Genomic DNA, 14,237 nt, shown 5'->3' on the forward strand with positions numbered 1-14,237 from the left:
AAGTGTAAAAATTTAATATCTGAATTTTCCGCTAAACAAGATTGCTTCGTCGTTTCATTCCTCGCAATGATACAAAAAATCCCTTTCATCACTGAAAGGGATTAATTATATTTAAAAAAGTCTTAATTACATATAAGCTTCAATCGGCTCACAAGTACAAACTAAGTTTCTGTCTCCGTATGCTTCGTCTACTCTTGAAACGGTAGCAAAGAATTTGTGGTCTCTCACCCATTCTAACGGATAGGCCGCTTTTTCTCTGCTGTACGGTTTATCCCATGAATCAGAGATAACAATTTGTTCCGTGTGAGGTGCATTTTTCAACACATTGTTTGCCTGATCTGCATCACCGTTTGCGATCTCATCGATCTCATGTTTGATGGCAATTAATGCTTCTGCAAAACGATCGATTTCAGCTTTGCTTTCAGATTCTGTAGGCTCAATCATCAATGTACCTGCTACAGGGAAAGAAACAGTCGGAGCGTGGAATCCGTAGTCCATTAGTCTTTTCGCAACATCAGCCACTTCAATTCCTAAGGATTTGAACTGTCTGAAATCTACGATACATTCGTGGGCTACTCTTCCGTTTTCGTTGGAATATAAAATCGGGAAGTGCTCGGCTAAAATTTCTTTTAAATAGTTAGCATTTAAAATAGCATGCTCTGTTGCTTTTTTCAATCCGGAAGTTCCTAACATTTTGATGTATGCATAAGAAATATTCAGAATTAATCCTGAACCGTAAGGTGCCGCTGAAATACCGTCGATCGATTCTTTAGAACCGATTTTAATATTTGCGTTGGAAGGCAAGAAAGGTACTAAATGTTTCGCTACACAGATCGGACCAACACCGGGACCTCCTCCACCGTGAGGAATGGCAAAAGTTTTATGTAAGTTTAAGTGACAAACGTCTGCCCCGATATTCCCCGGACTTGTGTATCCTACCTGAGCGTTCATGTTGGCTCCGTCCATATAGACCTGTCCACCGTGCTCATGAATCAAAGAAGTAATTTCTTTAATATTGGCATCAAAGAATCCGTAGGTTGAAGGATATGTGATCATTACACAAGAAAGGTTTTCAGAATGCTGTTCTGCTTTCGCTTTCAGATCTTCAAAATCAATTTCTCCGTTTTCAAGATTTTTTACCACAACGATCTTCATTCCTGCCATTGCAGCGGAAGCAGGGTTTGTACCGTGCGCCGACTGCGGGATCAACACTACATTTCTGTGGCCTTCACCTCTTGAAATGTGATATTCTCTGATGACCATTAATCCTGCATATTCTCCCTGAGCTCCTGAGTTTGGCTGTAAAGAAGTACCTGCAAATCCTGTGATTTCAGCTAAATCTTTTTCCAGTTCGCGGATCATTTCCTGATATCCTGCGGCCTGGTTTACCGGTACGAATGGATGAATTGCACCCCAATTTTCCCAAGAAAGCGGTAACATTTGTGTTGCTGCGTTCAGTTTCATTGTACAAGAACCTAAAGAAATCATTGAATGTGTCAATGATAAATCTTTTCTTTCCAGACGCTTGATGTAACGCATCAATTCTGTTTCCGTATGGTATTTGTTGAATACTTCTTCCGTAAGAATTTCGTCTTTTCTCAAATTCTCTTCCGGAATGCTGTATCCTTCTTTTATTTCTAATTTGAATGTCTGCTTGTCTTTAAACTGAGCAAAAGAAGCCATCAGATAATTTAATTTTTCCAATGTCGTACTTTCGTTGATGGCAATACTTACCACACCTTCAGTGAAATAATTCAGATTCAGCTTGTGATCAAGCATCATCATCATCAGTCTGCCTTTCTCCTCTTCATTGATGTTGATTTTTACCGTATCAAAAATCGGTTCTTCAACAATTTCATACCCTAAGGCTTTAAGTCCGTTTTTAAGAGCATTTGCTTTAAAGTGGATCTGATCTGCGATATAATTCAATCCTTTCGGACCATGGTAAACGGCATACATCCCCGCCATTACCGCCAGAAGAACCTGAGCTGTACAGATGTTTGATGTTGCTCTTTCTCTTTTGATATGCTGCTCTCTGGTCTGCAGCGCCATTCTAAGCGCTCGTCTTCCGTAAGCATCCTGAGAAACCCCGATGATTCTTCCCGGAATGTCTCTTTTGTAATCTTCCTTACAAGAGAAAAATGCTGCGTGAGGCCCACCGTAACCCAACGGAATACCGAATCTCTGTGTTGTTCCAACAGCACAGTCGGCACCCATTGATGCAGGAGATTTTAATTTAACCAAAGCCATCGGATCACAGGCAACCACTACCTGAAGATCTGATTTTTTATATTCAGCGATGTTTTGGGTATAATCTAAAACGATTCCGTTTTTCCCCGGATACTGTAATAGTACACCGAAGTAAGAACCGTCGAATTCATGAGAAGCATGATCTCCTTCTACGATCTCGATTTCAAGGCCCTGTGCTTTTGTCTTTAAAACAGAAACTGTCTGCGGTAAAACAAGATCGGAAACGAAGAATTTATTAGCTCCCGCCTTTTTCTGATCTTTTGTTCTGTTGTTGAAGAACATGTGCATCGCTTCTGCTGCTGCCGTAGATTCATCCAATAATGATGCATTGGCCAAAGCAAATCCTGTAAGATCACATACAACAGTCTGGAAATTAAGAAGAGCCTCTAACCTTCCCTGTGCAATTTCTGCCTGGTAAGGGGTATAGGCTGTGTACCAGCTCGGGTTTTCAAAGATATTTCTCTGAATAGCCGAAGGCAGCAACGTATTGTGATATCCAAAACCGATATAGCTGGTATAATCCGTATTCTTCGATGCCAGCTCTTTCGAATGATTCAGCATTTCGTACTCTGAAAGCGGTTCTGAAATGTCAAGATCTTTCTCTAAGCGGATAGAAGAAGGAATGGTTTGAGAGATGAGCTCTTCAACACTTGAAACGCCGATCTTTTCCAGCATTGCCTGTCTATCGGCTTCATTCATGGAAATGTGGCGGCTCACAAACTGTTCTGTATTCATTTTTATTTATTAGATTTTGTTTGTAAAAAAGATTCGTAAAATTACGGTTTTTTAGAAAATTGTACAAGTAAATTGAAATCACACTAAAATCGACAATGTATTCTATCTTATTCAGAATTAACAGGTTTTTATTATCATTTTAAACGTAAATTCAGGTAAAATTATTTTTTAATATAAATTCTCATAATGCTTTTATTTTCAAAATACTACAAAATTTGCCTTAAAAACATTTGGTAATGAATTAATTCAAAGATTTTGCAATCGTTAATATCTCTATTTATAAAAGTATGATTATTTACATTCTAAACATTTAACATTCAACCTAATAAAATTCATGCAATTTTATTATCTGTATTTATTCTAAATTAATATATTTGCATCATGAATATGATTGTTCCTTTTAAAGTACCGCCTTTAGTGCCTGTATATTCTGCCAATCCTGAAGAAATGTATTGTGGTGATAAGAAATCCTGCTGCAAGAAATTTAAAAAAGGTAAACGGTGCAAGAAATGTCCCGGAAGAAAAAAAATGGCTTAATGACCGAAGCTTTTTATTAAAAAATAGAGGGCCAGGATAAGTAAACCAGCAGCCACAATAATTTTCATAATTTTTGGCTGACCGTGCGGATTTGCCGCTGTTCTCGGCTGTGATCTGAAGAATTCTTCCGCTTTTTCCCTGAATTGATCCGTCTCGGTTTCAAAAACCTCGGTTATGGTGATTCCCTGTACTGCCGTTTTATGCAGCAATGAATTGGTAGCATGCAGCAAAATCTGAAATTTACCGTCTTTAAATTCCGTTATTTTAAATATTCTTTCCCCGTAAGGTTTTTCCAGTCCGAATGGTAATACCTTCACGACATCTGCATTCTGCGTCTGCCAGGTCACAATAATTTCCTCCCCTTTTTTTGCGTGGATTTTATTGGCTGAAAATGTCTTTATGGATGGCGGAACTGTATATCGAAAGTTTTTCTGCTGGCTTTCTAAATTCTGGTCATAAGAATATCTCCTGCTTTTATCACTCAGCGTTTCATAAGCTTCCTGTATTTCCCTGAAGCGGTCTGCAAAGAAATCATCATTTTGGTTTTTGTCGGGGTGATATTTTAAAGAAAGTTTCCGATAGGCTTTTTTGATGTCTTCTTCTGAAGCATCGTGAGGAATCCCGAGAAAATAATAGTAATCTTTCATTGAACTATACAAAAGTAAGGAATTTGTTATTGCGGGCAAAGTGAAGGAATTCATTTCTTCTCCTAAATTTTTAACGCCAAGTCCGCGAAGATTTTTTTGTAATGATTGAGAATATTTTCGTTCGCAAAGGGCGTTCTACTCAGCGAAGGGTAAATGCTTTATATAAAATTGCACAAGCAATCAGTTTATACATTTTTGTCATGCTGAAAGCATCTTAACAATGTATTTTACACTCCGAGTTCGTAAAATAGATATGCAATTAAATGCGATCTTTTTATCCCTCAGACTTCACGGATTGCGCAGATTTTTTTATAGAATGTTTCAAAGTGGTTAATGGAATTTTAATCTAATTTTGTCATGCTGGAAGCATCTCAATAAGCATTTTAACGCAAAGTTCGCTAAGGCTTTTGTAATGTTTGCGATTATTCTTCGCCCGCAAAAGGCATTTCACTCAGCAAAGGATGTACGCTTTATTTAAAATTGCACAAGCAAGCAATTTAAACATTTTCTCATGCCGGAAGAATTTTCGACAACCATTCTTAACGCAAAGTTCGCTAAGGCTTTTGTAATGATTGAGAATATTTTCGCCCGCAAAAGGCGTTTCACTCAGCAAAGGGTGAACGCTTTATTTAAAACTGCGCAAGCAATCAGTTTACACATTTTCTCATACAGGAAGAATTTCGACAACCATTTTTAACGCAAAGTTCGCTAAGGCTTTTTGAAATATTTGCGATTATTTTTCGCTCGCAAAGGCGTTCTATTCAGCAAAGGCTAAGTGTTTATTTGAACATGAGGTTGTCGTGCTAAGAATCTCACAAAAGCTATTTGAATATATTCAGATACTTACAGCATGACAAATTATGTGAAATGAAGTTATACCGACTGCAACCCTAGCCCAGATTGAAGCAATTGTCTGAGCTCATTTCTTTGTTTCCAGCGGCGGCTCCGCCGCCGCTGGAAACAAAGAAATAGCGAGTGCGGAAAGCTGGAAATTGCTCCTTAAAAAATAATAAATTATAATTCGACGAAGTCAAAAAGCTTCTAATAAAAAATACTGCTTTTCGATGGAATCAAATTTGCTCCTTAAAAAAATTAATAAATACAATTCGACGGCTTAAGTTCCTTGAGAATTTGCCAAACAGTAACATTGAATTGACGCTGTTTTTAAGATTGCTTCTCCGCTCCGCTCATCGCATGAATATAAAAATTCCGGCTCGGGAAGCTTCGCTTCCCGAGCCGGAATAAACAATTTCAATTTAGTTACTTTCTATTATGCTTCCGCAATCTTTTCTTTCTTTTCAAATCTGCCGTGGCATCTTGAAGTGAACTCTTTTCTGAACTTTCCTTTCATTTCCTGATATTGCTCATCGTTCATTTCCCTGATTTTATCGGCCAGTCCGAAAGGTGATTTTTCCTTGATTCCGTATTCCTCAAAAATACCTTTTACAAATCTTTTTCTTTGGGCTGCTTTTTTAACGATCATGGCAACACCTGCAATGGCTAATGCTCCAAGAGCACCTTTTAATACTGAATTTTTCATTTTCTTAAATTTTAAATTTTACTACTTCTTTTTTATAAAGACGAATCGTATTGAACTTTACTTTACTACTTCTTAAATTTCAATTATTCGTTTGTTTTTTTATTTCTTCCGAAAAAACCGCTTTCACATCTGTTTTTCCAGACTTCCTTGAATTTTTCCCTTTCTTCTGGTGAAAGGTGCATCATTTTCTCTCTCATTTTTCTTTCCTTGAAATCCCGCATTCCTTTGCCGAAATGGAAACCTCCGAAAAGGATCTTACTTAACACTAAGATTCCCATGGCCTGCCAGTAAGTAATCGATTTCACTCCCAGAATTTCGGGAAGAAGATGATTCCAGAGGGCCATCACGATCCAGGTCACTCCTAAAAAAATCAGCGGCGGACACAGTATCAAGAAAATCCAGCCTTTTTTATGTTTATGATTCATATTTTTCTTTTTACTAACTATTTAAATCTTCGTATAATTTTCTCAACCGGTTTCTTAAGTGTTTTACCGCATAATTTTTTCGGCTGATAATGGTTTTGATATTTTCACCGTGTTCATCGGCTATTTCCTGAAGGGTTTTGTCGTTGAGCTCATTTTCCACATAGACGATTCTCTGTTTCTCGGGCAGTTCTTCCAGTGCTTCAAATAATTTTTTCCAGATTTCATCCTGAAACATTTTCACTTCCGGACCGGCACTTTCATCCATCAGGAGGATATCTTTAATGGAAAAGTCACCGTCTTCATCTTCATACACAAAATCTTCAAGATTTTCCGTCTTTTTCTTGCGGTACTTGTCTGTAATTTTATTGGCAGTTACCCGGTACAGCCAACCGCCTACGTTTACAATTTCGGAAAGATTGGTAAGGCTACTGAACTGATACCACACCTCCTGCAGAATATCTTCCGCATCTTCCGCATTTTTCACTTTAGGACGAATATAAGACATCAGCTTTCCTCCGTACTTTGAAACGGTTTGCGAGATGATATTATCCTTCTCCTTCTGTGGCATTGTTATTTTTTCGACAACCTCCATATTGCTATGACGGTTGAAATTTTTGTTTTACTTTAATAAATTTAAAATATTTTTCGGGAACTCTGGATTTTCTTTTATTAATCGTGTTTTTTTAGATGTAGTTTTTATTTGTAGAACTTGTATCATTTTTTTTAGGAGCTTTTTCCCGCTATCCACTGTATCTTTTTTGTTTTCCGTTCCAAAGCTTCAGCAAACAAAAAAGGATGCCGTTTCTATCGGGGCTAGGCTGTAGTCTATCGGTAAATTAACGTCATTAAAAACAAAACGGAAAGCTCAAGGAACTTTCCGTAGTTTAATTATAAAAATGTATTGGATTTTACTGATTAAAGTTTTTAGCAAAGAAACCCATCATGCTTTTATAAAATTCGATGCGGTTGGGCTCTTTTCCGAATCCGTGGCCCTCATCATATTTTACCATATACGGAACTTCAAAACCTTTAGCTCTTAAGCCTTTTACGATCTGATCAGATTCATTGATGTTCACTCTTGGGTCATTCGCTCCCTGAACCACAAACAAAGGCTTTTTAATTTTATCAATCTGGAAAACCGGGGAAACTTCTTTGGCAATTTTAGCTTCTTCAGGATTGTCAAGATCATACCAGATCTGCTTCACCATTTCTTTGTACGGCTTCCAGTATTCCGGGAAGGAATCGAAAAAAGTGAAGATATTTGATACCCCGACATAATCAACTCCGCAGGAATACAAATCCGGCGTTTTAATCAATCCCATTAAGGTAGCGTATCCGCCATGACTGCCACCGTAAATTGCGACTTTATTTTTATCAACCCAGCCTTGCTCAATAACATATTTTACACCGTCTTCCACATCATCCATTGCTTTTCTTCCGATCTGTTTGTAACCGGACTGTTGGAATTCCTTTCCATATCCTCCGGAAATTCTGAAGTTTACCTGTAATGTCGCATATCCTCTGCTGGCAAACAACTGTGTTTCCGGATTAAAGCCCCAATCGTCACGAATCCCCTGCGGACCGCCGTGAGGATTAACAATCAAAGGGACTTTCTTGCCCTGCAATGCTTCTTTTGGCAGTGTGATATAACCACGAATAGTTAATCCGTCCCTGCTTTTAAATTCAATGGGGCGCATTTCCGCCATATCTTCTTCTTTCAGCTGAGGCATGAGATCAAAAAGAAGCTTGACGGTCTTTGATTTTGTATCATATTCGTAATACTTCCCGTATACTTTATCACTGTCTACGACTATTAAAAGTTTTTCATCGTTGTCATCGGAAGAAACAACATAGAATTGTTTGTCACCGAATTCGGAAGCAAGTTTATCGTGAACTTCTTTATAGAATTTACTTACGGGAATCGTTTCATTTTTAATCCCGTTATAGCTGATTTCATCCAGCTCGTAATTTCTGTTTTTTCCCGCAAGACCGATGGAACTGACATCAAAATCAGGATGGGAATAAACTTCTTTAATCACTGCGTCTTTCTTTAAATCGTACAGGACAATTCTTGATTTGTCTCCGTCAAGATTGGTCACAACGTACGCTTCATCCTTATTTTTGGAATTTTCGTTAAAACTTGCGATATAGAAAGTATTTTTCCAGTCTGTAGATTTCAGCAGGTTGAATTTCCCGGTCTGCAGATCCTTGTAATACAGTTTTGAGGTCAGGCCGTTTTCTAGAACAACATATCCGCGGAGGTTTCCGTCTTTATCAAAAATATAATCGTCAATAGGACTTTTAACATCTTTGTTTTCGTACAACTGCGTGATTTCACCAGTATTGAAATTGATTTTATACGGCTCAAAAATCTGCTTGTTGTTTTTGTTCATGGTGACCACCACATACGGAGTATCTTTGATGGGCTTTACAGTTCCCAGAGTAATTCCTTCAAAAGGAGTAAGATCTTTTAAGTTCTTCCCATCAATATCTGCGGCATATAGATGCAGATTTTCGTTTCCTCCACGATCCTGCGTGTAAAACAGTCGTTTTTTATCCAGCCAACCATAGCTTCTGATCAGATCGTCTTTTTCTTCCAGTGCTTTGGTAACTTTTCCTGTTTTCAGGTCTTTTACATAGACATGGTTTTTACTGTCTTTGTCTTTTTCCTTATAGGAAAGATACTGGCCGTCAGGAGAAATTTTAAATTGTGAAGCTTTCGGCCTTGCAAAGTAATCCTCCACTTTATATTTAAAGTTTCCTTTGTCATAAGAAATAAGCTGGTCGAATGTTGCTTTTGTAGAAACCAGGGAAGGGTCTCCCGGTAGTTTGGCGGTGTTGGTCTGTGCATTCATCATTAAGGCGGTTATTACCACTTGCGATATCCCGAAAATTTTAGCTGTGATATTCATATTTTCATGGTTTGGTTAAATGTCTGTATAATAATAAGACGTCTAAGCCTGAAGAATTGTTACATCCGGACCATGAAATATTTTATCAAATTATTATCCGTCAAATTAATTTTGATAAATCCCGAAATACCAGGTCCAGGCTATCAGAATAATCTGCATCGGGATTCTTTCTTTATAAAGGTAATCCATTCCCGGGCCGGTAAAATCTGCCTTAAAAATATTGATATTCTTCTTTGATGAATTGATGTTGGCAATGAACACCAATACGTAAAAGATAATCAGTAAAACAGCAGTCAGCTCACGGATGGAAGGCATCATTAGTCCAATTCCGGCAGCGATTTCTAAAATTCCGGTAAAATATACCCAAAATAGTTTGGCCGGTATAAATTCCGGGATCATCATTGCCATTCCTTTCTGAAATTTAAAATGCGAAAAACCGGTAAATATAATAAAGACAGCCATTCCCAGGTTTCCGGAAAACAAAAAGTTCCAATCACCCTGAAATATTTTCGTTCCCGCTAAAGCAAGAACGAAGGTTACAAACAGTATTGTTAATAGTTTCATGTTCTATATTTGTTCAGACTGGCAAGGTACTATTTTCCGCGAGATTCTTTACAATGTCCAGGCCTTGGGTGAAGCCTTTATTCATATGGTCTTCCCAGTCTTTTTCAACCTGAACCTCAGCATGGAGCTTGGTTCTGCCTTCATAATCGATCAGTATATATTTTTCGAAACAACCGCTCCACTGCTTTACCTGCATGCTTTCGGTGTCTTCGTTTCCGTTTTTATCGACCATTCCGAGATGTTTAAAAGTGATCTGATCCGGCTCTTCCAGGCTATCAATAGTTGAAACCATTCCCTCACCTTCGGTATTCAAAAAGTAGGTTTTCCCGCCCACTTTCCAGTCGGATTTCATTACTGAAGCAGAAGCGGGATTGAAAAATTTCGTCCATTCACGATATGTTTTCTCATTCCACAATATGTCCCAAACTTTCTGTTTAGGCGCATTTATCACAATTTCATAAGATAAGGTTTCCATAACTTAAATTTTAGTAAATAATTTTTTATAGTCTTTTATTAAGTTTCTAAATTAGATAAACTTTGTTTATTCTTAAATTAACATTAAGAATTTTAGTAAGTTAAGCTTATTCTGATTAAGAAATCAATACATGAAGTTAAGCTCATCTTTGTAACTTTTGACTCTTTCGAACCTGCAGTTTATGGTTGTATAAAATTTTAAATAAGCTGATTATTTAAAGCTGATTTTCAGAGAGATGTTTCACATTGGACAATGCATTTGGAAATTTTTCTTCAAAAAATGATTTGAATTCTTCTGAAGTTGCGATTTCTACTTGCAAATGCGTTATGTTTTCATCTTCAGTAAGTATATATTTTTCCGTAGCTTCTCCCCAGTCACGGGGTGTTTCTACCCCTTCATAAATCTCTCCTAAATGGAGAAGCGTTATTTCCTGATTGGGAATAAGCTTTGTAATTTTGCTGTACATTCCGTTGTTTTTTCCATCAAGAAATTTGATGATACTTCCTTCTTCCAGATTTCCCTGATAAAAAGAACCTTCTGTAAAAGCCGATGTCCATTGTCTGAATGAAAAATCATCCCAAAGCACACTCCATACTTTTATTGCTTCCGCATTGATCTGAATATCAAAATGTAATTTTTCCATAAAACTGTATAAAATAGCTGTTGTATTGTATAGTATTTATTATCCTCCTACGTAATCTCCTCCATTGATATGAATAATTTCACCCGTAATGAAACTGGAATCTTTTGATGCCAAGAACACGTAGGCCGGAGCAACCTCCGATGGCTGTCCCGCTCTTTTCATCGGGTTATCTTTTCCGAAATCAGAAACGTCATCAAAGGTTTCCTTTACCAGAGGTGTCCAGATCGGTCCGGGTGCAACACCGTTCACCAGAATATTTTTCTCTGCAATATTGGTCGCAAGTGAGCGTATAAAGGTTGCGATAGCTCCTTTCGTTGACGAATAATCTATGAGGTGATCGCTTCCTCTGTAGGCTGTGACAGACGTTGTACAGATAATCCGTGATCCGCTTTTCATTAACTCCAGACAATCTCTGGTAAATGAGATCATCGAGATGATATTGGTGTTGAAAGTTTCGTAAATCTGTTCATCAGTAATGCTTTCCAAATCATCTTTTGGGAACTGAATCCCGGCGTTATTAACGAGGATGTCCAAAGATTCCCATTCTTTTTTAATTTTCTGAATGCATTCTTTCTGAAAATCCTTCTTCGAAATATCACCTTTCAGCAAAAGACAGGTTTTTCCTTCTTTCTCCACGAGCTTTTTCGTTTCTTCGGCATCGTCATCGCTTTCTTTATAGATAATGGCCACATCGGCTCCTTCACGTGCAAAATGTACGGCAACAGCCTGCCCTATACCGCTATCTCCTCCTGAAATTATGGCTTTTTTATTCAACAGCTTATCGCTTCCTCTGTAATCTTCCCGGATGATCTCCGGCAAAATTCCTTCTTCAGGTACTTTTGATTTAGATTGTGACTTGTTGTGTGTTTTCATAAAAGATATTTCCTTTACCGCATCAAACAACAAGCCGAAGCCGAAAATAGGGTATCTAATAATATGGATTACATTTTAATTTTTAGTTTTTCAGATTATGTAATGAATTATTTTTAAACATTAAGAAATTATGACAATTACGGACAATCATAACATTTAAATTGATTCTAAGAATGATAGGCATTTTCCAAATCCTGAATGTTAATTTTCTGCATTCTCATCATGGCTTGCACTACTTTTTGAGCTTTTGCCTGATCAGAATCGCTCATCAGCTCTATTAGCTTTTTAGGAACAATCTGCCAGCTGAATCCGAACTTGTCTTTTAACCATCCGCACATGCTTTCCCTTCCTCCGGCTGAGGTTAGGCTGTCCCAGTAATGATCGGTTTGCGCCTGATCATCGGTCATGACCACCATCGAAATGGCTTCATTAAAATCAAACTGATGATCGTAAGAACTGTCCATACAGAAAAAGCTGTAACCGTCAATCACAAAATGGCCATGCTGAACGTTTTCGGGTGGTTCCGGAGCAGGATGTCCCTCGCTTCCGTCTCCGTATCTCAAAATATTACCGATTTTAGAATTGGGGAAGGTTGAAGTATAAAATTTCATCGCCTGCATTGCTTTGCCATTGTTTTCATGCATAAACATCAGCGTAGGAATTATTTTTTGTGATTCCTGTTTATCTCCGAGGAATATTTGCCAGGTAACATCGTATTTATCTTTCAGCCATCCGTATTTTTTGCTCCATGAATAGGAATCCAGCGGCATTAAAGCCATACCGCCTTCCATCAGCTGATCCCAGTACTGTTGCACTTCATCTTCCGTTTCACAGATCACCATAAAAGAAACCGACGCATTTTTTTTGAACTGTGGCCCGCCGTTCAGGAGCATCATTTTTTGTCCGAAAAATTCAATATTCATAACGACAGGTGTGTCTGCCGTAATTTTTCCATTGAATATTTTACAGTAAAATTCGGCAGATTCTTTGGCATCTTCGTCGTACCAAAGACAGGGAAATATATTGTTGTTCATTGTTTTGATTTAATAGGAAATTAATCTGTTAAAATATAAGTTTATGATCATTAATTATTTTACGTTTTTATTATCGCAAGGTCAGACAAAGTTTTTGCAATACGATAATCTTTAAGATAAACAAAGGCATTTCATTTAATTACGTAAAACGAAAAATGTTATTTGATTGTTTAGTAAAAATTAAGTTTAAGTACACAAAAATTAACTTTGATTATTTTTAAAATACATATTATTTTTCATCATGTGGATTCTTAATTTCTCCATTGCATTTTTACCGAAGCCATGCATCTGCCGGATTTCTTTCTCAGAATATTCCGAAAGTTTCTCAAGGGAATCTATCTTTTCTTTTTCCAGGGATCTTCTGGCCGGTACAGGAATGATACCGATCAGGAAATTCCCCTGTTCAGCATGGCTTACGGCGCAGATCGAATTCAGGCACTTTGCCATTATTACCAGATTGATCATGGAAGGAAAGTTTATTTAATGATTCTCAACATATTTATGAAAGTTATTCAGGATCGCATACCAGCCATCGCGTTGCATTTCAATAGGATTCTGCTTTTCAGGATCGAATATCTCAGTAACTTTTGTCGTGTTTTCATCAATTTTATCGAAGATCACTTTTACTTTTCTTTGATCTTCCATATGATAAGTGATGCTTTTCTCAGGAATAATTTCATCGTAAATTCCGACAAGATCAAACCCGAAGCTTCCATCCTTTGCCTGCATTCTTGTGGTAAATCGTCCTCCTTCTTTTAAGTCTACTTCAGCAGAAGGGCACTCCCATGTATCGCTGGCAAAATTCCATTGAGTAATATGTTCCGGTTCATTAAAGTATTTCCATACTTTATTAACGGGTGCCAGAATCGTAATATCAATTTTTATAGGTTCCATATCGTTGTATATTTGGTATTTTAAAAGACTGCTTTTCACATTCTTTACTACTAAGGTACATTATTTTACGTATTCCTCATTATAATTGATCATCCAATGGATACCATATCTATCCTGGAAGCTTCCGAAATAGTCTCCCCAGAACTGATCTTCCAGAGGCATTTCGATATTGCCGCCTTCAGAAAGCCCCCTGAAAAGTCTTTCCGCTTCTTCTCTGGATTCCGGGAAAATAGAAACATAATTGCTGTTTCCGATTGTCAGGGTCTGCCCGAATCCCGGAACGATATCTGAAGCCATCAACAGATCGTTACCGATTGGCAGCGCAATATGCATTACCCTGTTTTTTTCTTCGTCCGATAAATTTTCGGTGCCGGGAGCATTTCCCATTCTGTAAATTTCTCCGAGAAATTCTCCTCCGAAAACGGATTTGTAAAAGTTGAAAGCTTCTTCGGCTTTCCCATCGAAGTTTAAATAAGAATTTAATTTAGCCATGATTTTTTATTTTAATGTTTATTTTTAACGCAAGGACCGCAAAGATTTTTTTTACTATTATACTTTTTTAAGTTCGCAAGGGCGTTCTACTCAGAAGAGGTTAGGAGTTACATGAACAATCGTTTCTAAAAATTTAATTGGCCATGATTTAAATATTTTTTTATTTAATGTTTATTTTTAACGCAGGGACCGCAAAGATTTTTTTTACTACTATAC

Annotated in this window: 14 protein-coding genes; all 14 read right to left on the reverse strand. The window is 37.5% G+C overall.

Annotated features, from left to right (window positions below):
- Positions 1-126 precede the first annotated feature (126 nt).
- Positions 127-2,985 carry an aminomethyl-transferring glycine dehydrogenase gene (gcvP, locus tag HHL20_RS09455; RefSeq protein WP_169230883.1) on the reverse strand — a complete coding sequence of 953 codons (2,859 nt, stop codon included), beginning with the start codon at positions 2,983-2,985 and terminating at the stop codon, positions 127-129.
- A gap of 533 nt (positions 2,986-3,518) precedes the next feature.
- On the reverse strand, positions 3,519-4,169 hold the full coding sequence (locus tag HHL20_RS09460; protein ID WP_169230884.1) for a J domain-containing protein: 651 nt from the start codon (positions 4,167-4,169) through the stop codon (positions 3,519-3,521).
- A 1,270-nt stretch (positions 4,170-5,439) separates the two neighbouring features.
- Positions 5,440-5,709: a hypothetical protein gene (locus HHL20_RS09465; RefSeq protein ID WP_169230885.1), complete on the reverse strand. Its 270-nt coding sequence runs from the start codon at positions 5,707-5,709 to the stop codon at positions 5,440-5,442.
- Between the two features lie 83 nt (positions 5,710-5,792).
- The gene (locus tag HHL20_RS09470; RefSeq protein WP_169230886.1) at positions 5,793-6,134 is read right to left on the reverse strand and encodes a hypothetical protein; all 342 of its coding nucleotides are present in this window, start codon (positions 6,132-6,134) and stop codon (positions 5,793-5,795) included.
- Between the two features lie 13 nt (positions 6,135-6,147).
- A complete protein-coding gene (locus HHL20_RS09475) occupies positions 6,148-6,702 on the reverse strand; it encodes an RNA polymerase sigma factor (protein WP_228463149.1) in 555 nt (184 codons plus the stop codon).
- Positions 6,703-7,042: 340 nt separating this feature from the next.
- A complete protein-coding gene (locus HHL20_RS09480) occupies positions 7,043-9,046 on the reverse strand; it encodes a S9 family peptidase (protein WP_169230888.1) in 2,004 nt (667 codons plus the stop codon).
- 105 nt (positions 9,047-9,151) lie between these two features.
- Positions 9,152-9,610, reverse strand: coding sequence for a DoxX family protein (locus HHL20_RS09485; protein ID WP_169230889.1), 459 nt, complete (start codon positions 9,608-9,610; stop codon positions 9,152-9,154).
- Between the two features lie 13 nt (positions 9,611-9,623).
- Positions 9,624-10,085 (reverse strand): SRPBCC family protein, encoded by a 462-nt coding sequence (locus tag HHL20_RS09490; RefSeq protein ID WP_169230890.1) that lies wholly within the window; start codon positions 10,083-10,085, stop codon positions 9,624-9,626.
- A 214-nt stretch (positions 10,086-10,299) separates the two neighbouring features.
- Positions 10,300-10,728, reverse strand: a complete 429-nt coding sequence (locus tag HHL20_RS09495; protein WP_169230891.1) for an SRPBCC family protein — start codon at positions 10,726-10,728, stop codon at positions 10,300-10,302.
- A 39-nt stretch (positions 10,729-10,767) separates the two neighbouring features.
- Complete coding sequence (locus HHL20_RS09500; protein WP_169230892.1) at positions 10,768-11,601, reverse strand: SDR family oxidoreductase; 834 nt, start codon at positions 11,599-11,601, stop codon at positions 10,768-10,770.
- 167 nt (positions 11,602-11,768) lie between these two features.
- Positions 11,769-12,635, reverse strand: coding sequence for a VOC family protein (locus tag HHL20_RS09505; protein WP_169230893.1), 867 nt, complete (start codon positions 12,633-12,635; stop codon positions 11,769-11,771).
- Positions 12,636-12,836: 201 nt separating this feature from the next.
- Positions 12,837-13,100 (reverse strand): helix-hairpin-helix domain-containing protein, encoded by a 264-nt coding sequence (locus tag HHL20_RS09510; RefSeq protein ID WP_169230894.1) that lies wholly within the window; start codon positions 13,098-13,100, stop codon positions 12,837-12,839.
- A gap of 15 nt (positions 13,101-13,115) precedes the next feature.
- Complete coding sequence (locus HHL20_RS09515) at positions 13,116-13,529, reverse strand: SRPBCC family protein (RefSeq protein WP_169230895.1); 414 nt, start codon at positions 13,527-13,529, stop codon at positions 13,116-13,118.
- 60 nt (positions 13,530-13,589) lie between these two features.
- The gene (locus tag HHL20_RS09520; RefSeq protein ID WP_169230896.1) at positions 13,590-14,021 is read right to left on the reverse strand and encodes a VOC family protein; all 432 of its coding nucleotides are present in this window, start codon (positions 14,019-14,021) and stop codon (positions 13,590-13,592) included.
- Positions 14,022-14,237: the final 216 nt, after the last annotated feature.

Origin of the sequence: Chryseobacterium cheonjiense (assembly GCF_012927265.1) — a bacterium.
Lineage (GTDB): Bacteria > Bacteroidota > Bacteroidia > Flavobacteriales > Weeksellaceae > Chryseobacterium > Chryseobacterium cheonjiense.